The organism is Agrobacterium sp. LEGMi-208b (genome assembly GCF_059511785.1).
In genome coordinates this window covers 1,089,509-1,115,686 of record NZ_CM183445.1, presented here as the reverse complement: position 1 = coordinate 1,115,686, position 26,178 = coordinate 1,089,509, and the positions used below count along the sequence as shown (strand labels likewise).

Annotated in this window: 22 protein-coding genes and 1 tRNA gene; 15 read left to right on the top strand and 8 right to left on the bottom strand. The window is 61.5% G+C overall.

Features of this window, described 5'->3' with window-relative positions:
• Positions 1-19 precede the first annotated feature (19 nt).
• The gene (gene podJ, locus AC5YUO_RS05550; RefSeq protein ID WP_496154533.1) at positions 20-3,757 is read right to left on the bottom strand and encodes a cell division protein PodJ; all 3,738 of its coding nucleotides are present in this window, start codon (positions 3,755-3,757) and stop codon (positions 20-22) included.
• Between the two features lie 377 nt (positions 3,758-4,134).
• On the opposite strand from podJ, the gene AC5YUO_RS05545 reads away from it, so the two are divergent.
• From AC5YUO_RS05545 to AC5YUO_RS05520, 6 genes are all read left to right on the top strand, one after another.
• Complete coding sequence (locus AC5YUO_RS05545) at positions 4,135-5,931, top strand: acyl-CoA dehydrogenase C-terminal domain-containing protein (protein ID WP_496154532.1); 1,797 nt, start codon at positions 4,135-4,137, stop codon at positions 5,929-5,931.
• Positions 5,932-5,968: 37 nt separating this feature from the next.
• Positions 5,969-7,177: an acetyl-CoA C-acetyltransferase gene (locus AC5YUO_RS05540; protein ID WP_496154531.1), complete on the top strand. Its 1,209-nt coding sequence runs from the start codon at positions 5,969-5,971 to the stop codon at positions 7,175-7,177.
• Positions 7,178-7,317: 140 nt separating this feature from the next.
• Complete coding sequence (locus tag AC5YUO_RS05535; RefSeq protein ID WP_496154530.1) at positions 7,318-9,534, top strand: 3-hydroxyacyl-CoA dehydrogenase NAD-binding domain-containing protein; 2,217 nt, start codon at positions 7,318-7,320, stop codon at positions 9,532-9,534.
• A gap of 155 nt (positions 9,535-9,689) precedes the next feature.
• The gene (locus AC5YUO_RS05530) at positions 9,690-10,121 is read left to right on the top strand and encodes a hypothetical protein (RefSeq protein WP_496154529.1); all 432 of its coding nucleotides are present in this window, start codon (positions 9,690-9,692) and stop codon (positions 10,119-10,121) included.
• Positions 10,122-10,398: 277 nt separating this feature from the next.
• Positions 10,399-10,474 (top strand) — tRNA-Phe (locus AC5YUO_RS05525).
• 164 nt (positions 10,475-10,638) lie between these two features.
• The gene (locus tag AC5YUO_RS05520) at positions 10,639-11,229 is read left to right on the top strand and encodes an alpha-ketoglutarate-dependent dioxygenase AlkB (RefSeq protein WP_496154528.1); all 591 of its coding nucleotides are present in this window, start codon (positions 10,639-10,641) and stop codon (positions 11,227-11,229) included.
• A gap of 9 nt (positions 11,230-11,238) precedes the next feature.
• On the opposite strand, the gene mnhG is transcribed toward AC5YUO_RS05520, so the two are convergent.
• The 7 genes from mnhG to AC5YUO_RS05485 all read right to left on the bottom strand — a co-directional run bounded on the left by mnhG (position 11,239) and on the right by AC5YUO_RS05485 (position 17,723).
• Positions 11,239-11,583 (bottom strand): monovalent cation/H(+) antiporter subunit G, encoded by a 345-nt coding sequence (gene mnhG, locus AC5YUO_RS05515; protein WP_400818081.1) that lies wholly within the window; start codon positions 11,581-11,583, stop codon positions 11,239-11,241.
• The gene (locus AC5YUO_RS05510) at positions 11,580-11,861 is read right to left on the bottom strand and encodes a K+/H+ antiporter subunit F (protein ID WP_400818083.1); all 282 of its coding nucleotides are present in this window, start codon (positions 11,859-11,861) and stop codon (positions 11,580-11,582) included. The genes mnhG and AC5YUO_RS05510 overlap by 4 nt, the downstream gene beginning before the upstream one ends.
• Positions 11,858-12,346 carry a Na+/H+ antiporter subunit E gene (locus AC5YUO_RS05505; RefSeq protein ID WP_496154527.1) on the bottom strand — a complete coding sequence of 163 codons (489 nt, stop codon included), beginning with the start codon at positions 12,344-12,346 and terminating at the stop codon, positions 11,858-11,860. The genes AC5YUO_RS05510 and AC5YUO_RS05505 overlap by 4 nt, the downstream gene beginning before the upstream one ends.
• Positions 12,343-13,989, bottom strand: a complete 1,647-nt coding sequence (locus AC5YUO_RS05500) for a monovalent cation/H+ antiporter subunit D (RefSeq protein ID WP_496154526.1) — start codon at positions 13,987-13,989, stop codon at positions 12,343-12,345. The genes AC5YUO_RS05505 and AC5YUO_RS05500 overlap by 4 nt, the downstream gene beginning before the upstream one ends.
• A complete protein-coding gene (locus AC5YUO_RS05495) occupies positions 13,986-14,321 on the bottom strand; it encodes a Na+/H+ antiporter subunit C (RefSeq protein WP_020810384.1) in 336 nt (111 codons plus the stop codon). The genes AC5YUO_RS05500 and AC5YUO_RS05495 overlap by 4 nt, the downstream gene beginning before the upstream one ends.
• The gene (locus AC5YUO_RS05490; protein ID WP_496154525.1) at positions 14,321-17,239 is read right to left on the bottom strand and encodes a monovalent cation/H+ antiporter subunit A; all 2,919 of its coding nucleotides are present in this window, start codon (positions 17,237-17,239) and stop codon (positions 14,321-14,323) included. Before AC5YUO_RS05490 ends, AC5YUO_RS05495 begins: the two co-directional genes overlap by 1 nt.
• 106 nt (positions 17,240-17,345) lie before the next feature.
• Positions 17,346-17,723 (bottom strand): hypothetical protein, encoded by a 378-nt coding sequence (locus tag AC5YUO_RS05485; RefSeq protein ID WP_496154810.1) that lies wholly within the window; start codon positions 17,721-17,723, stop codon positions 17,346-17,348.
• 517 nt (positions 17,724-18,240) lie between these two features.
• Between AC5YUO_RS05485 and AC5YUO_RS05480 the strand changes: the two genes are divergently transcribed.
• From AC5YUO_RS05480 to cheT, 9 genes are read left to right on the top strand one after another with little or no spacing between them, the layout of a single operon-like run.
• Positions 18,241-19,836, top strand: a complete 1,596-nt coding sequence (locus AC5YUO_RS05480) for a globin-coupled sensor protein (protein WP_496154524.1) — start codon at positions 18,241-18,243, stop codon at positions 19,834-19,836.
• Positions 19,836-20,135, top strand: a complete 300-nt coding sequence (locus tag AC5YUO_RS05475; RefSeq protein ID WP_003503483.1) for an STAS domain-containing protein — start codon at positions 19,836-19,838, stop codon at positions 20,133-20,135. Before AC5YUO_RS05480 ends, AC5YUO_RS05475 begins: the two co-directional genes overlap by 1 nt.
• Complete coding sequence (gene cheY1 / locus AC5YUO_RS05470; RefSeq protein ID WP_004439870.1) at positions 20,132-20,497, top strand: chemotaxis response regulator CheY1; 366 nt, start codon at positions 20,132-20,134, stop codon at positions 20,495-20,497. Before AC5YUO_RS05475 ends, cheY1 begins: the two co-directional genes overlap by 4 nt.
• 16 nt (positions 20,498-20,513) lie before the next feature.
• Entirely contained in the window at positions 20,514-22,781 is a 2,268-nt protein-coding gene (locus AC5YUO_RS05465) for a chemotaxis protein CheA (RefSeq protein ID WP_496154523.1), read from the top strand.
• Between the two features lie 13 nt (positions 22,782-22,794).
• Positions 22,795-23,703, top strand: a complete 909-nt coding sequence (gene cheR / locus AC5YUO_RS05460; RefSeq protein ID WP_496154522.1) for a protein-glutamate O-methyltransferase CheR — start codon at positions 22,795-22,797, stop codon at positions 23,701-23,703.
• Positions 23,700-24,755 carry a protein-glutamate O-methylesterase CheB gene (gene cheB / locus AC5YUO_RS05455; RefSeq protein WP_496154521.1) on the top strand — a complete coding sequence of 352 codons (1,056 nt, stop codon included), beginning with the start codon at positions 23,700-23,702 and terminating at the stop codon, positions 24,753-24,755. The genes cheR and cheB overlap by 4 nt, the downstream gene beginning before the upstream one ends.
• Complete coding sequence (cheY2, locus tag AC5YUO_RS05450; protein ID WP_003503467.1) at positions 24,755-25,144, top strand: chemotaxis response regulator CheY2; 390 nt, start codon at positions 24,755-24,757, stop codon at positions 25,142-25,144. The genes cheB and cheY2 overlap by 1 nt, the downstream gene beginning before the upstream one ends.
• Entirely contained in the window at positions 25,141-25,686 is a 546-nt protein-coding gene (gene cheD / locus AC5YUO_RS05445) for a chemoreceptor glutamine deamidase CheD (protein ID WP_003522762.1), read from the top strand. Before cheY2 ends, cheD begins: the two co-directional genes overlap by 4 nt.
• 14 nt (positions 25,687-25,700) lie before the next feature.
• Complete coding sequence (cheT, locus tag AC5YUO_RS05440; protein WP_400818104.1) at positions 25,701-26,084, top strand: chemotaxis protein CheT; 384 nt, start codon at positions 25,701-25,703, stop codon at positions 26,082-26,084.
• Positions 26,085-26,178: the final 94 nt, after the last annotated feature.

The window sequence follows — 26,178 nt, the reverse complement described above, 5'->3', positions numbered from 1 at the left end:
TTCGCCGGTTCTCGAAGACCTATTTGTTGCGGGCGAGCAGCGCAGTCACCAGCTCGTTGGTGATACGGCCATCCGGCGTCTGACCCACGGACTTCTGGAAGTCCTTGATCGCTGTCACGGTGTTCTTGCCAAGCTTGCCATCCGGCTGGCCTGCGTCGAAACCGTTCTTGTTCAGAATGGCCTGAATGTTGCGGATCGCCTTTTCCATATCCACGGAGGCGGTCTTCACGCCTTCCTTGCCAGCCCATTCCTCGGGCGGGTTGACGCTGTTGGCATCGTCCGAAAGCGGTTTGACCTTCCAGCTGTCCACCTTGGCCTTGGCGCTCTGAAGCTGCTGCGGGCTCATCGCACCGGCAACCTCATCGCGCTTCTGGGCGGCATCCGCGTCACCATCCTTGGCGGCAATGGCGAACCACTTGTAGGATTCCTCGATATCCTGCTTCACGCCGCTGCCACGCGCATAAAGAATGGCGAGGTTGAACTGGCTGTCACGGACGCCGAGATCGGAGGCCTTGATGAACCATTGTGCGGCGGCGGCAAAATCCGGCTGGCCGGCCGCGTCGGAGGCGAGCAGGACCGCGAGATTGTGCATGGCGCCGGCATTGCCCTGTTCCGCGGCAAGCGTGTAATAGCGCTTCGCTTCGGGAAGGTTGCGCTCGACGCCGTTCGCCTTTTCGTAAAGATTGGCAAGACGATATTGCGCGGGCGCAAGGCCACGATCGGCCGCCATCTTGTACCACTTTGCCGCTTCCGCACGGTCTGCGGCAACGCCGCGGCCATCGGTGTAGCGCGCTGCGATCTCGAACAGCGCCTGCGTGTCGCCCTTGGCGGCGGCTTCGGCGAGCGATGCCGGCTCGATGCCGGCGGGAACCGTAATGGCGTCCTGCGCAGGGATAGTCGTGGTGGTGACCTCAGCCGGTTTCGGCCCTTCATTCTGCGCGACGGTGTCTGACTTTGCGGGTTCCACGGCGGGAACATCGGCAACCGGCGGCTCATCCGGCAGCGGTGCGCCGCCGACGGTGCGGGGATCGATGGTGTTCTGCGCCGGTGCGGCGTTTTCGATGCTGTCTGCCGATGCGGCCTGTTCCGGATCGATGGCGAGATCGGACGGAATGGTCACGGCCTTGTCGCCGGTTTCGGGAAGTGCGGAAACCGGGCCATTCTCCATCTTCTGCTCGATGACCGGTGCCGGAGCTTCCGCGCCGCCGATCAGCGTCTTGACGAGCGGCATGGCCATCATTGCCAGAAGAATGGCGCCGATGCCGAGAAGCAGCGGGCGGCGATAACGCGAAAGCGCCGATGTGTCGCTCTTGCGGCCCTTCTTGCCGGTGTCCAGCTTCTCCGGCGATGTTTCCATGGCGGCGGCCTGCGCTGCACGGCGGGCGGCGGCGATGAAATCCGTCCGTCCTTCGGCGTCTGCAGCCTTGCCAGTCGCGGCTACCTGAGTGGCGCGCACGCGCTCGAGGATTTTCTTGATATCAGGCGCCCCTGAACCCGGCTCCAGAAGTTCGTTTTCCTGGCCAGCCGGCAGAACATCGATCGGATCGAGCGACGGGGCGGGCTCAACCTGGGTGCGGGCGGAGGAGGCCGAGACTGGCTCCTCAATGGTTTTGGCGGTTTTCGCCGTACCGGTCTTGAACCGTTTTGTCAGGCCGGCGAGCAGGCTCTTTTTTTCTGCCTTTGCGAGCTTTGCCGCGGCGGGCGGCACGATCGTTGCCGCGTCGTTTTCGCGGTCATCATCAAGAATGGCCTGCTCTTCGGCAATATAGCCTTCTTCCGGAAAGATTGCGGCCGGCATCGGCGCTTCTTCGCGGGCGGGGGTGACCATAGGCTGCGCGACGTTGCGGGGGGCCTCGTCGCGATAGGCGGGAGCGTTGTCGAGGTTGTCCAGCCGGCCGGCGATCTGCACCAGCGTTTCGTGCAGCGCTTCGAATGTGCGGTGCGTGCGCTCTTCGGTATTGCGGCTCAGGGCTTCGAGGTTGCGCAGATCGGTCGCAAGATCTGTCAGCATCGTCATGTCGGCGATGTTTGCGCCGGCCGAAAGATTGTTACGGGTATAAGCGTCGAGAACGGCCTCGGCCGCCTGCCGCGCCGCTTCGATGATATATTCATCGTTCGACGCCATGTAATCTTCGATCGCCGCCATGCGGGCATCGAGTTCAGGCGACATGCCCGTTGCCTGCATCTGCACCGGCTGGCTGATCAGCGTAGAGAGATGGGCGATCTGGTTTTCGAGGCTTGCCAGCGCGTGGCTGTCGGCTGGTGCGGCATGGGCGGTCTCGTCCAGACGGGCGGCGATAGTGCCGAGCCGCTCTTCCAGACGGGAAAAGGCGCTTTCGCTCAGACCGGATGCGGGCTGCGGCTGGCTATAGCGATAGTCGAGGTCCTCGATCCGCCGCGAGAGCGTGTCGAGCCGTTCTGCCAGGCCGTCATTGATGGCGCCGTGATCGAGCGCGTCGATCTTGCGGGAGATATCGCTGAGGAAAGACGTCAGTTCCGCCTGTTGCGAAGGGCGCTGCGAACGCTCCAGAAGCAGCGACAATTGGTCGAGCCGCTCGTGCAGCTGCGCAGCGTCGCGGGCGGTGCTGAGTTCGTCGATCTTGCCGGAGAGCGCTTCGAGCCGGGCGGTGAGGTCAAGTGCCGGCTCCGGCTTGGCGGCGGCAAGGCGGTTGATATCGCCGACCTGTTCGGCAAGGCCGTTCAACCGGCTTTCCAGACGTTGCGCCAGCGCATTGTCCGTTGCCTGCGCATTGGCGCGCGTGCCGCTTGCGGCAATGGCGCGACTGATTTCGTCCAGCCGCTGGTCGAGACCGGAAAACTGTTCGGTGAAGGCGGCCTCGTTGGGCTGCATGTGCTTGCCGAGCTGCTCCACGGCGCTGGCAATGGCGATCAGCTTTTCCTCAAGCACGCGTACGGCGGGATTGTTGCTCATGCCGCCGAGCTGGGTCTTGATGTCATCGAGACGATAGGCGAGCGACACGATCTCGTCCTGCAAGGAGGCCGCATCGAAACCGCGCAGCGTGTCTTCCACATTGTTCCAGCGGCTTTCGATCCGGTGAACGCTGTCTTCGCGCGCAAGCTGGTCGATGGTGAGGCGCAGGTCCTCGAATTCGTTGCGCAGCCCATAGGCGTCAGGAGATGCCAGGTTGCCGAGCTGGTCGATGCTGCCGGCCAGCCGCGCGATGTCGTCGCGCAGATCGCCGATGAATTGCTGGTCTTCCGCAACGGCGCGGATATTGCGGATTTCGGCGCGCAGCCCCTGCGCTTCGCGGGCAACGCCCTCGGTTATGTCGTGCTTCAGCTCATGGCGAAGATTGACGAGCGCCTGCGCGATCTCCTGCAGGGCTGCGTCATTGCGCTGCTGTTCCTGATAGGGCGGAATGGCGCGGGCACGCGGCGCGGGAGCAGCCGTTTGCTGGGTGTCTCGCGCGCGATATTCCGGCGCAAGCGGTCTGGTAATCGTCCGCTCCGGACGGGCGACGGGTTCCTGCGGGCGCTGGAAGCTCGCTTCGAGGAGGCGCTGGCGTTGGCGGATTTCGTTGACGGGATCGAGTTGCGGCGGCGTGACGGCGGCACGCTGCGCGGCATAGCTCTCGTTCTTCGGCTCGGGCTGGGCGCTCGCGGCCCGCGGATCGCGCGGGAATTTCTGGCTCATCAGCCCCTCTATACGGGCTTCGAGGCCTTCAATGGTGCGATTGAGCGCATCAAGGGACGATCTGTCACTTGGCTGTTGGGTTTTCGATCGCAATCCGTTCATCTTTTCGCTCGCTTCGCTTCCGCCCGCCGTGCCCGGTTGTCTGTCGCGACGTTGCCTGTCTCACCACGCCGTCGCCGCAACATGCAGCAATTCTAGAGCCGGTATTTGCCCCCATGGAGGAAAATGCGCCGATGAACGAAGCAGTTACCTCTGTCGGGAGAATTCACGAAACGTGGTAAAGAAGTGGTTAACTATGGTCGGAATTTTTTAACTTTTACGGCGGGGACCGAGCTCCCACCCGGCCGGGTATCGGTTTGACCGAAATGGCAAGTCGACATTCCGCGGAAATTTGTTTGACGTTTACGCGCACGTCAAATATTGTCATGCCATATCGGCCGGATTGGCTCCGGCGCCCACGATGCGGAGGAACATCGGTAATGCCTGTTTACAAGGCCCCAGTCAAAGACACGCTTTTTATCCTGAACGACGTTCTCGGCCTGGAGCGGTATAACAACCTGCCCGGCTTCGAGGATGCAACCCCCGACATGATCGAGGCCATCACCGGTGAAGCGGCGAAGCTTGCCGAAGAGCGGCTTTTCCCGCTCAACCTTTCCGGCGACCAGCAGGGTTGCAAGCGCGCCGATGACGGTTCCGTCTCTGTGCCCGATGGTTTCAAGGACGCCTACGACGCCTATTGCGAAGGCGGCTGGATCGGCCTTGCCGTTCCGCCGGAATTCGGCGGGCAGGGCCTGCCCTATACGCTGCATGCCGCTATCGGCGAATATATGTCGTCTGCCAACCTGTCGCTGATGATGTATCCCGGCCTGACGCAGGGTGCGATCGCCGCCATCCTCGTGCATGGCACGCAGGCGCAGAAGGACACCTATCTGCCGAAGATGGTGGGAGGCACATGGTCCGGCACCATGAACCTCACCGAACCCCATTGCGGCACCGATCTCGGCCTGCTGCGTACCAAGGCCGTGCCGCAGGCTGACGGCAGCTACAAGATTTCCGGCCAGAAGATTTTCATCTCCGCCGGCGAACATTCCATGACTGATAATATCGTCCATCTGGTGATTGCCCGCATTGAAGGCGCACCGGAAGGCACCAAGGGCATTTCGCTGTTCATCGTGCCGAAGTTCCTGGTGAAGGACGATGGCACGCTCGGCGAGCGCAATGGCGTCACCTGCGGCGCGATCGAACACAAGATGGGCATCCACGGCAATGCCACCTGCGTCATGAACTACGATGATGCGACGGGTTACCTGCTGGGCGCGGAGAACAAGGGCCTGTCGGCCATGTTCGTGATGATGAACGAAGCCCGCCTCGGCGTTGGCCTGCAGGGTCTTTCCGTCGGCGAGATCGCCTACCAGAATGCGGTGGAATATGCCCGTGAGCGCATTCAGGGCCGCTCGCTTTCCGGCGCCAAGTTCCCGGACAAGAAGGCCGATCCGATCATCGTGCATCCCGATATCCGCCGCACGCTGATGACCATCAAGGCCTATAACGAGGCCGGCCGCGCCTTCCTTTTGTGGACCGCGCTGCAATCCGACATCGCCCATCGCTCGACCGACGAGAAAGAGCGGCAGGCGGCAGACGATCTGCTCGGCCTCGTGACCCCGATCCTGAAAGGCGTGCTGACCGACAAGGGCTTCGACCACGCCGTGATGGCGCAGCAGGTCTTCGGTGGCCATGGTTACATCGAGGAACATGGCATGAGCCAATATGTCCGCGATGCGCGCATCACCATGATCTACGAAGGTGCCAACGGCATTCAGGCGCTCGATCTGGTCGGCCGCAAGCTTGGCATGAATGGCGGCCGCGCCGTCATGGCACTGTTCAAGGAAATCGGCGATTTCTGCGAGGAAAACCGCGCCGATGAAAAGCTCGCCCTTTACACCAAGGGCCTGAAGAAGGGCTTGAACGACTTGCAGGCCGCAACCATGTGGTTCATGCAGAACGCCATGGCCAAGCCCGACAATGCCGGTGCCGGTTCGACAGACTATATGCATCTCTTCGGTATCGTGGTGCTGGGTTACATGCAGGCGCGCATGGCGAAGGCCGCCAGCGAAGCGCTTGCGGCAGGCAGCGCTTCGGACGAGAATTACCTCAAGACCAAGCTTGTCACGGCGAAGTTTTATATGGAGCGCATCATGCCGGAAACGGCGCTGCGCAAGGCCCGCATCGAAACCGGCGCGGACACCATGATGGAACTGGCTGCGGAAGCATTCTGAGAAGGTTGGCGGTAAACACGCCGCAGGGAGAGAGTTTATGACCGACGTTTACATCTACGACCATGTCCGCACCCCGCGCGGACGCGGCAAGAAGGATGGCAGCCTGCATGAGGTGCCTTCCGTTCGCCTTGCCGCCAAGACGCTGGAAGCCATCCGCGACCGCAACGGGCTTGATACCTCCACTGTCGATGACATCATCATGGGCTGTGTCGATCCTGTCATGGATGCCGGTGCGGTGATCCCGAAGGCCGCTGCCTTTGAGGCCGGTTATTCCAACAAGGCCCCGGGCATGCAGATCTCGCGCTTCTGCGCCTCCGGCCTCGATGCCATCAACTTCGCGGCCGGCAAGGTCAAGGCGGGGTCTGACGATATCGTCATCGCCGGCGGCGTCGAAAGCATGTCGCGCGTCGGCATGGGCATGTCGGGTGGCGCCTGGTACATGGACCCCTCGGTCAACTTCCCGGCCTTCTTCATGCCGCAAGGCGTGTCGGCCGATCTCATCGCCACCAAATATGGTTTCTCCCGTGACGACGTCGACGCCTATGCCGTCGAAAGCCAGAAGCGCGCCGCTCATGCCTGGGAAAAGGGCTATTTCAACAAATCAGTCATTCCGGTGAAGGACTCCAACGGCCTGACGATCCTCGATCGCGACGAACACATGCGTCCCGGCACGGACATGCAGGCGCTGGCATCGCTCAACCCTTCCTTCCAGATGCCCGGCGAAATGGGCGGCTTCGAAGCGGTCGGCATCATGGCGCATCCGGAAGTGGAGCGGATCAACTACGTGCACCACGCTGGCAACTCTTCCGGCATCGTTGATGGTGCCGCCGCCGTGCTGGTCGGCTCCAAGGCTGGCGGCGAGGCGACGGGCGTGAAACCGCGTGCTCGCATCAGGGCTTTCGCCAATATCGGTTCCGACCCGGCGCTGATGCTGACCGGCCCGGTGGACGTCACCGAGAAGCTTCTGAAAAAGACCGGAATGTCGATTGCCGATATCGATCTTTTCGAACTCAACGAGGCCTTCGCCGCCGTCGTCCTGCGTTACATGCAGGCCTTCGACATCGACCATGGCAAGATGAACGTCAATGGCGGCGCCATCGCCATGGGCCATCCGCTCGGCGCAACGGGTGCGATGATCCTCGGCACGGTGCTGGATGAGCTGGAGCGGCGCGATCTGAACACCGCGCTTGTCACGCTCTGCATCGGCGCAGGCATGGGCACGGCGACGGTTATCGAGCGGGTTTAAGGCAGCGGCAACACCCCCGCTTCCGTCATCCTCGGGCTTGACCCGAGGATCTATCCCCGGTGCTTGGATCCTCGGGTCAAGCCCGAGGATGACGGAGAAAGCGAAGCGGCCATAAAGATTCAGGGAAGAGGAATCCCAAAATGAGCACTTATACCAATTTCACCATCGAGACGGACGCAGACGGCATTGCCCTCGTCACCTGGGACATGCCGGAAAAATCCATGAACGTCTTCACCTCTGAAGTGATGGACGAACTGAACGCCATTCTTGACGCGACTGTCGTAGATGCAGCCGTCAAGGGCGTCGTCTTCACCTCAGGCAAGAGCACGTTTTCCGGCGGCGCCGATCTGTCGATGATCAAATCGATGTTCTCCTTCTACAATGAGGAGAAGGCGAAGAACCCGGATGATGCGGCAGCGAAGTTGTTCGAACTCGTCGGCCGCATGACGGGCCTGTTCCGCAAGATCGAGACCAACGGCAAGCCCTGGGTTTCCGCCATCAACGGCACCTGCATGGGTGGGGCTTTCGAACTGTCGCTCGCCTGCCACGGCCGCGTGGCCTCCAGCGCCAAGAGCCTCAAGATCGCCCTGCCGGAAGTCAAGGTCGGCATCTTCCCCGGCGCCGGCGGCACCCAGCGCGTGTCGCGCCTGACGGATGCGCAATCGGCGCTGCAGATGATGACGACGGGCCAGTCGCTGACCGGCGCGCGCGCCAAGGCCATGGGGCTGGTGCATCAGGTGGTGGAGCCGGATCAGCTGGTCGCAACCGCAAAGCAGATGATCAAGGACGGCCTGAAGCCGGTCGCACCCTGGGATGAAAAGGGCTTCAAGGCCCCCGGCGGCGGCATCTGGACGCCGGCCGCAGCCCAGCTCTGGCCCGCCGCTCCCGCCATCCTGCGTCGTGAAAGCGCCGGCAACTATCCTGCCGCCCTCGCCATTCTGAAATGCGTTTATGAAGGTTTGCAATTGCCCTTCGATACGGCGCTGAAGGTGGAGCAGCGTTATTTCACCGAAATCCTGCGCTCGAAGGAAGCCTTCGGCATGATCCGCTCGCTGTTCATTTCCATGCAGGAACTGGGCAAGGGCGCGCGCCGCCCCGCAGGCCAGCCGAAGACGGAGTTCAAGAAGGTCGGCGTCGTCGGCGCGGGCTTCATGGGTGCTGCCGTGGCTTATGTCACCGCCGCTGCCGGCATCCCCGTGACGCTGGTGGATCGCGATCAGGAAGCGGCCGACAAGGGCAAGGGCCATTGCGAAGAAAGCGTCAAGGCCGCCATCGGCAAGGGCAGGCTGACGCAGGAGGAGGGCAAGGCCCTGCTCGACCTCGTCACCCCGACATCGGATTACGCCGCGCTCGCCGATGCCGATCTCGTCATCGAAGCTGTCTTCGAGGATCGTGACGTGAAGAAGGCCGTCATCGAGGCCGTGGAAACCGTGTTGCCTGAAGGGGCGATCTTCGCCTCCAACACCTCCACTTTGCCGATCACCGGGCTTGCGAAGAACTCCAAACGCCCGACCGATTTCATCGGCATCCATTTCTTCTCACCGGTCGAGAAGATGATGCTGACGGAAGTCATCCTCGGCAAGGAAACCGGCGACAAGGCGCTCGCCGTCGCGCTGGACTACGTGGCCAAGATTAAGAAGACGCCGATCGTCGTCAACGATACGCGCGGCTTCTTCGTCAATCGCTGCGTGCTGCGCTACATGGCGGAAAGCTACGACATGCTGATCGAAGGCGTGCCCGCCGCGATGATCGAAAATGCCGCGAAATTCGCCGGCATGCCGGTCGGCCCGCTGGCGCTGAACGATGAGGTGGCGATCGATCTTTCCTACAATATCCTGACAGCCACCGTCGCCGATCTCGGCGAAAAGGCTGTCGATCCGCGCCATATGGAGCTGGTGAAGAAGCTGGTGGAAGGCGAGGGCCGCTTTGGCCGCAAGAACGCCAAGGGCTTTTACGACTACCCGCCAAAGCCCGCCAAGAAATCCCTCTGGCCCGGCCTGAAGGACCTCTATCCGCAGCAGAAGCCCGAGGACGTGGATATGGAGGTGCTGAAACAGCGCTTCCTCGTCACCGTGGCGCTGGAAGCCGCCCGCACGGTGGAAGAAGGCATCGTCACCGATCCGCGCGAGGCGGATGTCGGCTCCATCCTCGGTTTCGGCTTTGCGCCCTATACCGGCGGTGCACTGTCCTACATCGACGGCATGGGCGTGAAGAATTTCGTCGCTCTGGCCGAGAAGCTCAGCGAAGCCTACGGCCCGCGCTTCAAGCCGACACCGCTCCTGAAGGACATGGCCGCCAAGGGCGAGACCTTCTACGGTCGTTTCGACCCCTATGCCAGCGCCGCGAAAGCGGCATAAGACACCAAGCGGACCATGGAACAGGCCCTTCGGGGCCTGTTTTATTATGCGGATTCCGCCACTTTTCGTGCATCCTTTGTTGGGCTGAGGCGTTGAAAAGCGTGACCGGGCAAAATGCCCGCCGCCACGCAATCAGCACGCCTCAGGAGACAGCGATGAAAGCACCAGTGCGATCCCACGGTTTCGACAAGCCCTCGGACCTCGATGACCATCTGGCTGAACTGGACGAAGAGGCTGAAGCAAGGGCTGCGGACGCAAAGGCGGAAAAACCCGCAGCGAAGAGAACGCGTGCTGCCGATGCCATCGACCCGAAGCTGCGCGCCGAACTGGATGAGCTTCGCAAAGAGGTCGACAGGATCCGCCGCGACGTCAAACGGCTGGAGACCGCCCAGAACTCCTACCACGGCCCCGCACGGCCGCAGCATGAGCGTGACCGCGAGAATTCCCGCCTGATGACCGTGGTGCGCTCCGTTGCCGTCACATCGCTCGCCAGCCGCATCTTCGCGTCTTCGCCTGTCATGGCGGCGCTGGTGGCCGTGGTGCCGTTCGCACTAGGCCTTGCCGCACGGCGAAGCGAAGGGGCGTAGCCGCCGCCGGCAGCCCTCGTTCGTCCGGATCGGCCTTGCCCGAACCCGGCGGTGGGCGGATGCGTCAGCTCCGGCGGGAGCCCGAAAGCGGAATTCCCTTGCAATCCGGCTTTCATCAGGCACAGATTTCAGCCATCCACAGGCGCCGTGAAAAAACTGTCAAAAAACTTCGCGATGGCGCTTGCCATGTCCGAACAAGATGTTATAACCCCGCTCACTTTCGGGGCGCCAAACAGCCCTGACCGCCAAAAGCGGAGGTTCTTCAAGGACCTGAAGTGCCCGGATAGCTCAGTTGGTAGAGCAGCGGATTGAAAATCCGCGTGTCGGTGGTTCAAATCCGCCTCCGGGCACCATTTTCTCAACTTCATCGTTTTATGAATGATTGTGTCGGCTTGCCCGTGTACGAGGTGCGACCAAGCTTTGATCGCAGGCCTCGTTGTCACGTACTCTTGATATAAATGATATAGCTATGCAGCTAGCCCCTGTTTGCTTCAAGCAGTTGGAGAGCAGCCTGCACATGGACGAATTCGCAGGCCCATTTGTCCTACCGCCCGGCATCGTTTATTTTGACGGCTTCCTCTCTCCAGATGAGGAAGTCGCCGTCACGGACAGATTGGATGCCGGCGAGTGGAGCACGGAGCTGAAGCGTCGTGTGCAGCATTTCGGCTATCGGTATGACTATAAAGCGCGCGCTGTTACGCCAGATGCCTATCTAGGGCCTTTGCCGCCCTGGCTTGGCCTGTTCGCCGAACGATTGGTGGCGGACGGCTACTGTCGGCATTTGCCGGATCAAGTGATTGCGAACGAATATCTTCCGGGGCAGGGCATCAGCGCGCATGTGGACTGTGTCCCCCGTTTTGACGATGCGATCGTATCGATAAGCCTTTTATCCGCATGCGAGATGGTTTTCCGCGATTTGCGCGGACCGGACATACGCAGCGTTCTGCTTCATCCTCGTTCAGGCGTACTGCTCAAGGGCTCCAGCCGCTACGATTGGACTCATGAAATCCCGGCTCGCAAATCCGATATCGTGAACGGGGTAAAGACCGCCCGAAGCAGAAGGATTTCTCTCACTTTCCGCAAGGTCCTGGCTTTGAAACGGCCCTGATCAGAGCGGTCACAAATGCTCCCGATTATCCGTATTCTGCTCCGCCCGGTCCCGATAAAGCGCCGCGCGCCCCAGCAGCATCAGGGAAACCGGCGTGGTCACCGTCATGAAGATGCCGATGAAGATTTCGTGGAAGGCGAAGCGGTCGCCGGAGACGGAGAAATAGATGATCGAGGCCATGACGATGCCGCCGGTGCCCCAGCTGGTGCCCAGCGTCGGCGCGTGCAGGCGCTCATAGAAGCTGTTGAGCCTGGCAAAACCGATGGTGCCGATCAGCGTCAGCGAGGCGCCCAAGAGCACGAAGAAGGCCACGAGGATGGCGGCCCAGAGGGGGAATTCGTGCGCCTCGATCATTCGATCACCTCGCCACGCATCAGGAACTTGGAAAGGGCCACGGTGGAGACGAAGCCGAGGATGGCGATGAGCAGCGACGCCTCGAAATAAATGTCGTTGCCGGTGCGCAGTCCGAAGGTCAGCAGAAGCAGCATGGCGTTGACATAAAGCGTATCCATGCCCAGCACGCGGTCCTGTGCACGCGGGCCGATGGCGATGCGGTAGACCGAGATTATCATGGCGATGGCGAGCATCAGCTGCGCCAGCGAAAAGGACCAGAAAAGGATAATCGAACTCATTCGAATATCTCCATCAGCAGTTTTTCATATCGGTTCTTGATGAGGCTTATCCACGCCGCCTCATCCACATCGTCGAGAACGTGAAGCAGCAGCGTGCCCTGACTGGAATTATATTCGAGCCAGGCACTGCCCGGTGTCGAGGTGAGGATCGTTGCCAGAACGGCCAGCGCCATGGGGTCGCGAATCTCGAGCGGCACGGCCAGGAAGCCGGATTTGCGGTCCCTTTCGCGCTGGAACAGGATGATCTTCACGACCGAGAGATTGGACCTGATGATATCGTAGAGCACGATGAAGATCAGTTGCACCAGCCTGTGCCAGTTGCGGATGCGCGGCTTGGCCGGCCTCAGCGACGCCATCGCCCAGGAGGCGATGAGGGCGACACAGGTGCCGAGCAGCAGGTGCCCCGGCGAAAAGCTGTTGATCGTCATCCAGAATAAGATCAGCGAGATCGTCAGCAGCGGGTAGGGGAGGAGACGGCTTATCATGGCTCTGCCTCCGGATTGCTGCCCGCTCGCGGCGCGGAAATGACACCCTGAATATAGCTCGCGGGCAGATCGAGAATACGCGCCGTTTCCTGCATGTAACGCATCACCGGTCCCGCCTGCACGGTCATGGCAAGCGTCAGGCCGAGCAGCAGCATGACGGGGGCGATTTCGATGACGAGCACGCGCGGCACCGTACCTTCGATGGAGGCCCAGAAGGTGCGGATGCCGGCGCGTGTCATCGAGATCAGCGAAGCGAAACCGGCAAAGACGATCAGGAAAACCAGCCACCACGAAAGCGTGGAGACGCTGTCATTGGCGCCAAGCCCGGAAGGATTGAGGATGGCGGTGAGCATCGAGAATTTGGCGATGAAACCCGAAAGCGGCGGCAGGCCGGCAAGGAGAATGCCGCAGGCCGCAAAACAGGCGCCGAGCACCGCCATGGTGGCGGGCATGGTCACGCCGACTTCCTCTTCCTCATCTTCTTCCTCGCCCTCGCCATAGGCCTCCATGGTCACGGCGAGAACGTTCGCGCCGGCATCCTGTCCGCGTTCCACCAGCTCGATCAGCATGAAGAAGGCGCTGATGGTGAGGGTGGAGCTGACCATGTAATAGAGCGCGCCGGCCGCCACCGTCGGATTGCCGGTACCCATGGCGGCAAGCAACGTTCCCGATGAGACGAGAACCGAAAACCCGGCCAGCCGCCCGAGCGCCTGTGACGCCAGAACGCCGATGGCCCCGAAGATGATGGTGGCGATGCCGCCAACCAGCAGGGCATCGTGGCCGAAACCGGCGGATTCGCCCGCTGTCTGTCCGAAAAGCAGGAAGGACAGACGGGCGATGACATAAATGCCGACCTTGCTCATGATGGCGAACAGGCCGCCAACCGGCGCAGACGCCGCGCCATAGGCGGACGGCAGCCAGAAATTCAGCGGCCACATGCCGGCCTTCACCAGAAACGCGACGCCCAGAACCGCAGCACCGGTTTCCAGCAGCATGCGCTGGTCCGGGTTTAGTCCTTCGATGCGGTGGGCAAGGTCGCCCATGTTGAGCGTGCCGGTGACGCCATAGATGAGGCTGACACCGATCAGGAAGAACAGCGCCGCAACGAGGTTGATGGCGATGTAATGCAGCCCGGCCTTCACACGCTGCTGGCCGGAGCCATGCAGCAGCAGGCCATAGGAGGCAGCCAGCATCACTTCGAAGAACACGAAGAGATTGAACAGGTCGCCGGTCAGAAAGGCGCCATTGACACCCATCAGCATCATCTGAAACAGCGAATGGAAATGCGCGCCCGACCTGTGCCACTTCGCCATCGAATAGATCAGCGAGGGAATGGCAAGCAGCGCCGTCAAAAGCACCATCAGTCCGGAAAGACGGTCGGCCACGAGCACGATGCCGAACGGCGCCGGCCAGTTGCCGAGCAGGTAGACGCCGCTCGAAACGACGGCCGCGATCTCGGTATTGACCGTGGAGTTCACCTCGCGGAACAGCAGAATGGCGACGATGAGCAACAGCACGGTGGAGGCAAGGCTGATGGCCGCCTTCGCCACACGCTGACGCTCATCGAAGAATAGGAGGAGCGCTGCGGTGATCAGCGGCAGCAGAATGGGGGCGATGACGATATGGAAGGGGAACGACATCATTTCGTCTCCCTCCCGTCCACATGGTCGGTGCCGGTCAGGCCGCGGGCGGCAAGCAGCACGACGAGGAACAATGCGGTGGTGGCAAAACCGATGACGATGGCCGTCAGCACCAGTGCCTGCGGCACGGGGTCGGCCAGCGTGGAGCTGTCGACGCCGTTCACCAGCACCGGCGGCGCATTGGTCTTGATGCCGCCGACGCCGAAGATGAAGAGATTGACGGCATAGGACAGCAATGAGAGCCCGACAATGACCTGATAGGTGCGCGGGCGCAGCACCAGCCAGACGCCGGAGCCGGTCATGATGCCGATGCCGATGGCAAGAATGAGTTCCATTACACGTCCTCCGCTTTTGCGGCGTCAGGCGTGCGAACGCGGTAGTTACGCAACGATTGGTGTGCCAGTGCTATCAGGATAAGAACGGTGGAGCCGACGACCAGCGAGAAGACGCCGAGATCGAACAGCAGGGCGGATGCGGTCGGCATTTTGCCGATATAGGGTATCTCCGTATACTGGAAATAGGAGGTCAGGAACGGGTAGCCGAAATACCACGAGCCGATACCCGTCGCCGCCGCCATCAACAGGCCGAAGCCCATCCAGCGCAGCGGCAGGATGCGGATGCGGTCTTCCGCCCAGCGCGCACCGCCGGCGAGATATTGCAGCAGGAAGCCGATGGCCATGGTGATGCCGGCCGCAAAGCCGCCGCCGGGCATATCGTGGCCGCGCATGAACAGGAAGATCGAGAAGGTGATGATGACCGGGAACATCCACTGCATGACGATGGACGGCACATAGAGATAGTCGCGCACCGTATCGCCATTGCTGCGGTCCGGCCGTTCGGCATCGAAGGCGTTCTGCATCTGCTGCTGTTCCGGCAGCCCGATGCTTTCATGGGCGGGGCGGAAACGGCGAAGCAGCGCGAACACGGTCAGCGCCACGATGGCCAGCACCGCGATTTCGCCGAAGGTGTCGAAGCCACGGAAGTCGACAAGGATGACGTTGACGACATTGGTGCCGCCGCCTTCGGTATAGGCGCGCTCCAGGAAGTAGGTGGCGATCGCGTTCGGCACCGGCAGGGTCATCACGGCATAGGCGATGACGGACATGCCGATACCGCTGGCCGCGGCCAGCAGGAAGTCCCGGGCACGACGAAGCTGCGCCGGCAATTCGTCGCTGCTGTCGACCTTTTCGAAACGTTTCGGCAGCCAGCGGAGGCCGAGCAGGATGAGAACCGTAGTGACGATTTCCACCAGGAGCTGGGTGATGGCGAGATCCGGCGCGGAAAGCCAGACGAAGGTGAGGCAGGTGACGAGGCCCGAGACACCCAGCATGACGAGGGCGGCAAGGCGGTGATATTTCGCCTGCCATGCGGCGCCCATGGCCGCAATCATGCCGATCAGCCACAGGATGGCGAAGATCGGGTCGAAGGTCGTCACGCGCGGCAGCGAGAGGGAAAATTCCGAAAGGAAGAGAGGCGAGAAACCGGCAAGAAGCGCCACGAGGATGAGAAGTCTCAGCTGCGGCTGCAGACGCCGCGTGCCGAGCGTGCTTTCCAGCCACCGCGCCCATTTCCAGGACACGGTGACGAGAATGCGCTCGAAGATGCGCTGGCCCCGCAAATGCCGGAAGACCGGCGGACCGTCATCGCAGCGCGAGAAATAACCGCCGAGCAGGACATAGATCGTAACCCCACCGATCAGTGCCGCGATACTCATGATCAGCGGCAGGTTGAAACCGTGCCAGATCGACAGGCTGTAGACGGGTGTTTGCGCGCCGAGCACGGACAGCACGGCCGAATGCAGGAACGGGCCGATCGACAGGCTCGGAACGATGCCGACGATCAGGCAGGCGAAAACGAGGAACTCGATCGGAAAACGCATCCAGCGCGGCGGTTCGTGCGGATTGGGGTTTGGCAGATCGACGGGCTTGGGACCGAAGAAGACCGTGTGGATGAAGCGCAGCGAATAGGCGACGGCAAATGCGCCCGACAGCGTCGCGACATAGGGCAGAGCCCGGTCGAGCAGCGAGTCGGCATGGGTTTCGACAGCCTCGGCGAAGAACATTTCCTTGGAGAGGAAGCCGTTGAACAGCGGCACCCCGGCCATTGCCGCGCTCGCCGCCATGGCGAGCGTCGCGGTCGCGGGCATATAGGTATAAAGCCCGCTTAAGCGCCGCATGTCGCGCGTGCCGGTCTCATGGTCGATGATACCCGCCGCCATGAAAAGCGAGGCCTTGAAAGTGGCGTGGTTGACCATGTGGAAGATGGCGGCCACAGCGGCCAGCGGGCTGCCGAGGCTCAGGAGCGTGGTGATGAGGCCGAGATGGCTGATGGTCGAATAGGCGAGCAGCCCCTTCAGATCCTGCTGGAACATGGCGAAATAGGCGCCGAGCAGCAGGGTAATGATACCGGCCGCGCCCACCAGCCAGAACCATTCCGGCGTGCCTGCCAGCACCGGCCAGAACCGCGCAAGCAGGAAAACCCCGGCTTTCACCATGGTTGCGGAATGCAGATAGGCGGAAACGGGGGTGGGCGCCGCCATGGCGTTGGGCAGCCAGAAATGGAACGGGAACTGCGCGCTCTTGGTCAGCGCGCCGCCGAGAATGAGGATGAGCGCTGGCACATAAAGCGAATGGGCGCGGATGGTGGCGCCGGCCTCGATGATCCTGTCGAGGTCATAGCTTCCGGCCATATGGCCGAGGATCAGCAGTCCGGCCAAAAGGCTGAAGCCGCCGATGCCCGTCACCGTCAGCGCCATGCGGGCGCCGTCGCGCGCGCCGGCATTCTGGTGCCAGTAGCCGATCAGCAGGAACGAGAAGATGCTCGTCATTTCCCAGAAGATCGACAGCAGGATGACGTTGCCGGAGAGCACCACGCCGAGCATCGAACCCATGAAGGCGAGCAGGAAGGCGAAGAAACGGGGGATCGGATCTTCCGCCGACATGTAATAACGGGCGTAGAGCACCACCAGCAGGCCGATGCCGGTAATCAGCATCGCGAATATCCAGGCAAATCCGTCCAGCCGCAGGGTAAAGTTCAGGCCGAGCTGGGGCAGCCATTCCACATCATATTTAAGAACCGCGCCGCCGCTGACGCTCGTATAAAGAAAAATGCTGCTGACGAGGCCGAAAAGGGCGACCGCGCCCGCAACGGAGGCGGGACCGGCGGCCGCACCCTCGCGCGGCATGAAGGCCGTCAGGAGCGCGCCAACGAAGGGCAATGCGACAATGAATGGAAGAATGATTGCAAGTGTCATATGCGGCGGCGGTTTTCTCTCTGGAATGGGAGCTTACGGCGGGTTTCCGACGACTCCGATCCCTCAAGGTTCGCAATGAACCTGATAATGACGACCGCCGGAATGACTAATACATAATATGCGGAGGCGCGCGTGGAACCACGCTGGCAAAGTCTCGGAAAGCTTGTGGCACGATGGCAACAGCAACGAGCGCGGCCCTGGCATCGTCGGTCATGCTGAAGGCGGGTGAGAAGAACTCCTCCTGCCGGAATCCTCGACCGGCATCGCCGCTTCGGCAGCCGTAATCATTGCCGCTATCGCAATCCCTGTCGCGAAGAGAAAGGGAACGGCTGAGATCGACGCTCTGCAACCGCTCGAGGCGGCTGGTCTTCGAGAGTGCCTTGACGCCGGAGGGCGCCTGAAAGCCGATCATGACGAGCAGGCTCGCGACCACGAGACCGATCAACACTTGCGGATGGCGCCTTGAACTGCGGCCTTTCTCCATCCGTGGCAAGTTGGCATCTCCTTGATCGTAAAGGTCTCTTTAAAGCATCACCGTTGAGCGAATATCCTGTTGATTTGTTTTAGGGGAAGCCGGACATGCTTGTCCAGCACGCACGCGGGAAAAACCGTCCGCGGCGTCCGATTCCTTTTCGTTTTTGTCCGTTTGCGGCAAAGTGAGGGCAGCAATGGCTAAAAGCTTTTACAAATTTTACCGTTTGACGCCGGTGCTTGCGTTTCTTAACTTTCAAGCAAGGAATTAACCATAAAGATTGGTAGTATTTCCACGGCGGAATGGGGTTCCTCCCCTTCCAGGCATGACGCCGCACTGCCGTACCGGGCCCGATCCGGTATTTTCGTTTCTTGGTTCAAGAAGGTCAGGCAAGCGTCGATGCCGCATCGTCCGCGATGGGTATGTTCGTTCAAAAATCCCCTTTAGGGTGCCGGCGTTCTGAACCTTGGTCAATTTGGCCGGGTTTTACCGGCCGTCATGGTGTTGGGGACGTCGGTTGGGGCAGGACTTGCCATCAGATCAAGCGCGCAGATCGGCAGGCGGAAGCCTGGCGGGACGCCTGCGCTTTGCCGGCCTCGATGAGACGCAATCCGATTTCCTGCGCAGCTACCGCGGCATGCTGGAGCCTTACGTCAAGGCCGGCCTGCGCGATGTGATGACCCGTTTCCAGTCCATGCCGGACTGTTCCCCGTCTTTCGAAAGCGAAAACCAGCTCGACCGCCTGCACGATCTGCAATCCTCGCACTGGAGCGTTTTGACGGATGCCCGTTTCGATGCGCTTTATGCCGAGCGGGTGAAGGTTCTTTCCGACAATGCCAGCCGCATGGGTCTCGATCCGCGCTGGCAGATCGCCAGCCACGCGGTGGTTCTGGAACATCTCGTCGGTGGGCTGGTTGCCGAACATGCGCCGCGCTCCATCCTGCCCGGCAATCGCAAGAAAACCCGTGAACTGGCGGAAGCCGTGAAGAATGTCGTCCGTCTGGTGATGGTCGATACCGAAATCGCTGTCTCGCTGCGCTTCAACGAGTTGCGCCTGCGCCACGGCCGCGAACTGGCTGAACAGCGCGATAATGACCGCTCGGAAGCGGCGAAGTTGCTGGGCACGGCATTGACGGCCTTTGCCGCAGGCGATCTGCAGGCCCGTATCGGCGGGGATGTGCCGGAAGCCTATCGCGATGTTGCGGTGTCCTTTAATACGGCCCTGGAAACGATTGGCGCCTCGCTGATCGGCGCGCAAAACAGCATTGGCGAAGCTGAGGCGCTTGGTGCGCGCTTTGCCGATATGGGCCGCTCCATCGCTGAGCGCTCCCGCCAGCAGGCGGAAGCCCTTGCCGAAACCTCCCGCGCGATCCAGACCATGATCGGGAATGTGGCCGAAAACGGCGCCCGCATAGCGGCGACCGAAACGGCCGTTTCCCGCGCCCGCGACGCAGCTGTCGAAAGCGGCAAGGCAATCGGCGAGGCAATCGACGCCATGTCTGACATCGAGCAATCCGCCGAGCACATCGGCAGGATCATCGGCACGATCGACGAAATTGCTTTTCAGACCAACCTTCTCGCCCTCAATGCCGGCATTGAGGCGGCGCGCGCGGGTGAAAGCGGCCGTGGTTTCGCGGTCGTCGCGCAGGAAGTCCGGGCGCTCGCCCAGCGTTCCGCCGACGCTGCAAGGGAGATCAAGAGCCTTGTCGGCACCACCAAGACGCAGGTTGAGGGCGGCGTGCGCATGGTCAACCGCACGCAGGACGCAATCGGCGGTGTCGTCCGGCAGGTCTCTGGTATCAACGACATGATCGCGGAAGTCTCCCGGCATACGGCCGAGCAGGCCGGCGAACTGCAATCGGTTGCCGCCGATATCGGCGAGCAGCAAAGGCAGGCGGGCCGGAACGTCGCCGATATCAGCGCGAGCGCCTCCGAGGCCGACGCGCTTCAAACCGTTATTATCGAACTCGGTCACACCATCCGCGAATTCCGCATTGCCCGTCAGGCGCAGGCAAAAGCGGCGTCCGGTGCGGACCGGCAGGACACTTCATTTATGGCCCGCGCGGATAACCGCACGGATTACGGCCAGGATTACCAACAATTCAGACGTCAGGGAGTCATGTAATGGCAGCCAGAAAAGCAGCTGAGGCGACGCTGAAACTGTCACCGGTGCTGGACCTCAACGAAGCATCGGCCCTGCACGGCAAGCTGATGACGCTGAGAGGAGCACCTTTGTCGGTCGATGCGTCCGAGGTGGAGCGCATCGGCGCGCTTTGCGCCCAGGTCCTCATGGCCGGCGCGAAATCCTGGGAAGAGGATGGCAAACCCTTCGGTTTCGCAAGGGTTTCCGATGCATTCGACAAGACCATGAAACTGATAGGCGTCGATATCGACCATTTGCTCCCTAAGGAGATGCAAAAGTGAAGAAAAAAGTTCTTACCGTGGATGATTCCCGGACGATCAGGAACATGCTCCTGGTCACCCTCAACAATGCCGGTTTCGAGACCATTCAGGCCGAAGACGGCGTGGAGGGTCTCGAAGTGCTGGAACAGAGCAACCCGGATGTCATCGTGACTGACATCAACATGCCGCGTCTCGACGGTTTCGGCTTCATCGAGGGCGTGCGGCGCAACGAAAAGTACCGCGCGATCCCGATCCTCGTTCTGACGACCGAAAGCGATGCAGAGAAGAAGAACCGCGCCCGCCAGGCCGGTGCGACCGGCTGGATCGTCAAGCCGTTCGACCCTGCAAAACTCATCGATGCCATTGAGCGCGTAACCGCCTGATACGGGACATTTCACGATGGATATGAACGAAATCAAGGAAATCTTTTTCCAGGAGTGCGAGGAGCAGCTCGCTGAACTGGAATCGGGGCTTCTTAAATTGAATGACGGCGACCGTGATCCGGAAACCGTCAACGCCGTTTTCCGTGCCGTTCATTCCATCAAGGGCGGGGCGGGTGCCTTCGGTCTCGATGACCTCGTGGCCTTCGCCCACGTTTTTGAAACGACCCTCGACTGCGTCCGCTCCAACAAGCTGGAGCCGACGCAGGATGTTCTCAAAGTCATGCTGCGCTCCGCCGACGTGCTGGCGGACCTGACCAATGCGGCAAGAGACGGCGGCAGCGTCGATGAGAGCCGCACCCGCGGCCTCGTCAAGGAACTGGAAGCGCTGGCAAACGGCGAAACCGTGCAGGTTTCCGCACCGGCGCCCGCGCCGGCTGCCGTCAAGGCGCCGCTACCCGTCGCACCCAAGCCGACGGATGAGAGCGGCTTCGAGCCGATCCCGTTCTCCTTCACGGACTTTGCCGACGAAACCACGCCGCTGATGGAAGCGCCGTCGTTCCAGATCACCTTCAAGCCGCATGCGTCGCTTTATTCGAAGGGCAACGAGGCGGCACTTCTCCTGCGCGATCTCTCGCGCATCGGCGAAATGAGCATCAATTGCGACATGTCGGAGCTGCCTTCGCTCGACAAGCTCGATCCTGAAGCCTCCTATCTCTCCTGGACGGTCTCCATCACCACCGAAAAGGGCGAAGAGGGTATCCGCAGCGTCTTCGAATTCGCCGAATGGGATTGCGATCTGGAAATCGTGCCGGTTGTTTCGGATGCTGCAGGCAACGAGGAAGAGCTTCCGATGATCCCGGTGCCGTTCGATCTTTCGGCTCTCGATAGCGGATCGGAAGAACAGCCCGTTGTCGAGATCGCCACAGCGGAAGCGTCCTATGTTGCCGCAGCCGTCGAAACCGCCGTTGCGACGACGCAGATCGCCCAGAGCGTCAATGCCGCCATCGAAAAGCGTGAAGCGGCGGCGGCACCTGCCGCGGCCCAGGCGAACGCCAATGCAGCGGCCAATGCCAGCGCCGGCCAGACCATCCGCGTCGACCTCGACCGTGTCGACCGCCTGATCAACCTCGTCGGTGAGCTCGTCATCAATCAGGCGATGCTGTCGCAGAGCGTCATCGAAAACGACGCCAGCGGCACCTCCGCCGTCAATATGGGCCTCGACGAACTGCAGCAGCTGACGCGCGAAATCCAGGACAGCGTCATGGCGATCCGTGCGCAGCCGGTGAAGCCGGTGTTCCAGCGCATGTCGCGTATCGTCCGCGAAGTCGCCGACATGATCGGCAAGCAGATCCGCCTCGTCACCGAAGGTGAGAATACCGAAGTCGACAAGACGGTCATCGACAAGCTGGCCGAACCCCTGACCCACATGATCCGCAATGCCGTCGACCATGGCATTGAAACGCCGGAAAAGCGCGAAGCCGCGGGCAAGAACCCGGAAGGCACCATCAAGCTTTCGGCCAAGCATCGCTCGGGCCGCATCCTCATCGAACTGCAGGACGATGGCGCGGGCATCAACCGCGAGCGCGTTCGCCAGAAGGCGATCGACAACGACCTCATCGCCGCCGATGCGAACCTGACGGATGAAGAGATCGACAATCTGATCTTCGCACCGGGCTTCTCCACCGCCGACAAGATTTCCGACATTTCCGGCCGTGGCGTCGGCATGGATGTGGTCAAGCGCTCCATTCAGGCGCTTGGTGGCCGCATCAGCATCTCCTCGCGCCCCGGCCATGGCTCGACCTTCACCATGAGCCTGCCGCTGACGCTTGCCGTTCTCGACGGCATGGTGGTGACCGTTGCCGGCCAGACGCTGGTGGTGCCGCTGACGGCGATCGTGGAAACCCTGCAGCCGGAGGCGAAGAACATTCACTCCTTCGGCGCGAACCAGCGGCTGATCTCCATCCGCAACTCCTTCTGCCCGCTGGTGGATGTCGGACGCGTTCTCAATTTCCGCCCGACCCAGGCCGATCCGGTCGAAGGTGTCGCCCTTCTGGTGGAATCGGAAGGTGGTGGCCAGCGTGCCCTGATGGTCGATGCGATCCAGGGTCAGCGCCAGGTCGTCATCAAATCGTTGGAAGCCAACTATACCCATGTTCCGGGCATTGCCGCCGCCACTATCCTCGGCGATGGGCGCGTCGCTCTCATTCTGGATGTCGATGCCATCGTCAGCGCCTCGCGCGGACAGCCACTGAAGCAGGAAATGTCGCTTGCGGCGACAGGTTGAAAGCGGATCATCCATGGCAGCACTTAATTTCAGCGACCAGCGCCAGTCTCCCGACGAGGTTCTTGCCAGCGGCGAATACCCGCTGACGAGACGCGATCTCTCGGAAATCGCGGCGATGATCTATGCCGATGCGGGCATCTATCTCAACGACACCAAGGCGTCCTTGGTCTATTCCCGCCTGTCGAAGCATATCCGCAATCTCGGCCTGTCGGGTTTCCGCGAATATTGCGCATTGGTGTCCTCGCCCGAGGGCGCGCAGGCGCGGCGCGAAATGCTGTCGCACCTGACGACGAATTTCACGCGGTTCTTCCGCGAGAACCATCATTTCGAACATCTGCGTGACGAAGTCCTGCCGGGTCTTATTGCTCGCGCAAAGAGCGGCGGACGTGTCCGCATCTGGTCGGCGGCCTGTTCCGACGGGCAGGAACCCTATTCGATAGCGCTCACCGCGCTCGCCATGTTCCCGAATGCGGCCGATTACGATTTCAAGATTCTGGCCACCGACATCGATCCGAAGATTCTGGCGCAGGCCCGGGCAGGGGTCTACGACGACAATGCGCTCGAAACCGTGTCTCCCGCCATGCGCAAACAATGGTTCACTGAAGTCGATGCCGGTGGTCGCCGCAAGTTCCGCATTGACGACAAGGTCAAGCGCCTCATCACCTTCAACGAATTGAACCTGATGACGCAATGGCCCTTCAAGGGCAATTTCGACGTCATCTTCTGCCGCAACGTCGTCATTTATTTCGACGAGCCGACGCAGACGCGCATCTGGTCGCGTTTCGCCGGGCTGCTGCCGGAAGGCGGTCACCTTTATATCGGCCATTCCGAACGCGTCTCCGGTGATGCCAAGAACCTGTTCGACAATACCGGCATCACCACCTATCGCTTCATCGGTCACGCATCCGGGAGGAAGGCATGAGCGCACTCGCACGGGTCCTCGTCGTTGACGATTCTCCCACCATGCGTGGCCTGATCTCGGCCGTGCTCAAGGCCGATCCGGAAGTGGAAGTGGTCGGCCAGGCCGGCAACGCCATGGAGGCACGCGCCGCCATCAAGCAGCTCAATCCCGATGTCGTGACACTCGACATCGAGATGCCGGAGATGAACGGCCTCGAATTTCTCGAAAAGATCATGCGCCTGCGCCCCATGCCGGTCATCATGGTCTCGTCCTTGACCCATCGCGGCGCCGACGCTTCGTTGGCCGCCCTCGAAATCGGTGCTTTCGACTGTGTCGGCAAGCCGGCCCCCGGCGATGCGCGCCCCTTCGGCGATCTGGCCGACAAGGTAAAGGCCGCCGCCCGCTCGCAACACGCCGCCTATCGCGCGGCGCGGCCGGAAGCGGCTGCGGCGCCGCAGCCGGTTCCGATGAGCGACTATCGGGCGGGCCGCAAGGTCGTTGCCATCGGCTCCTCCACGGGCGGCGTCGAAGCGCTGATCGCGGTGCTGCAGAAGTTCCCGGCCAATTGCCCGCCGACCGTGATTACCCAGCACATGCCGCCGACCTTTACCAAGAGTTTCGCCGAGAGGCTGAACCGCATCTGCGCCCCTGTCGTGGAAGAGGCGACGGACGGCGCGCGCCTGCAGACCGGCAAGATTTACCTCGCGCCGGGCGGCGAGCGTCATTTGCAGATCGCCAACCGGTCCGCGCCCTGCTGCCGGCTCGTGGATCGTGATCCCGTCAACGGTCATCGCCCCTCCGTCGATGTGCTGTTCGATTCGGTGGCCGAGCTTGCCGGCCGCAATGCCGTCGGCGTCATCTTGACCGGCATGGGCCGCGATGGCGCGGCCGGGCTTCTGAAAATGCGCCATGCCGGTGCCCGCACCGTCGGCCAGAACGAAAAAACATGTGTCGTCTATGGCATGCCCCGCGTGGCCTATGAGCTTGGCGCGGTGGAACAGCAATTGCCGTTGGCCTCCATCGGCGAAGAAATCCTGAAACTAACCACTGCCCGCAAAGAAGGTGCTGACTAATGTCTCTCGCAGAAAAGATCAAAGTTCTGATCGTCGACGATCAGGTGACCAGCCGGCTGCTCCTCAGCGATGCGCTGACACAGCTCGGCTTCAAGCAGATCACTGCCGCCGGTGACGGCGAGCAGGGAATGAAGATCATGGAGCAGCAGCCCCATCATCTCGTCATTTCCGATTTCAACATGCCGAAGATGGATGGTCTCGGTTTCCTGCACGCCGTCAGGGCCAACCCGACGACCAAGAAGGCCGCCTTCATCATTCTCACCGCGCAGGGCGACCGCGCGCTGGTGCAGAAGGCAGCCCAGCTCGGCGCCAACAACGTGCTGGCCAAGCCCTTCACGATCGACAAGATGCGCGCTGCCATCGAAGCGGTTTTCGGATCGCTGAAATGATTGAAGCTGCGGCCAAGCGCGTACATATCATTCAGGGCGAGTACAAGGTCGTCAGCGATCCCGATGTGGTGCTGACGACGATACTCGGTTCGTGCGTGGCCGCCTGTCTGAGAGATCCCGTTGCCGGCCTGGGAGGCATGAACCACTTCCTGCTGCCGGGAACGGGCAATGTGACCGGCGGGGACGCGACGCGTTACGGCGTGCATCTCATGGAGCTGCTGATCAACGGCCTCCTGAAGCAGGGGGCGCGGCGCGACCGGCTGGAAGCCAAGGTTTTCGGCGGGGCGAAGACGATCGCCAGCTTCTCCAATGTCGGCGAGCAGAATGCCATCTTCGCCATGCAGTTTCTGAAGGACGAAGGCATTCCGGTCTTAAGCTCCTCCACGGGCGGGGATCACGGCCGAAAGATCGAATTCTGGCCGGTCTCCGGGCGTGCACGTCAGCATCCGCTCAGCGGCGCGGAAACCCAGAAGACGGTTGCCATGGAAACGCGTCCGGTGCCGGCCCCCAAGCCCGTCGCCAACGACATCGAATTTTTCTAGTCACGGAGTTTCCAATGCAGCTTGCAGAGCACACCGCCGCCACTCCGTTCGAAGAAGCCCTGCCGGACGTTCTGATGCGCGTGGTATCGGAACTGCACGACGTCGCCTATCTCATCGAGCGCATCGAGCCGCAATTGCTTGAAGTGACCAGCGGTCAATTGTCCAGCGAAGGCGTCAAGCTGCTGCAGGGCATCGACCTTGCCGTCCAGAAAACCCGCGGCCTTGCCGAATTCATCGACACCATCACCGGCTCCATCCCCGCGGACTGGTTCGTGGATGTCTCCACCGCACTCAGCCTCGTCAAGCTTGCCGAAATGCAGAAGGCGCTCGGCGCGGCCTTCCGCCATGGCCATTCCCAGCCGCTCGACAAGGCTTCCGGCGACTTCGACCTGTTCTAGATCGCATTTCGGCCTGCATTTCCTGCCTTCGCGCAATGCGGAGAAAGGCAACGCTCGCGCAAGCTTCGCACCCTATTGTCACGACGGGGCCAAA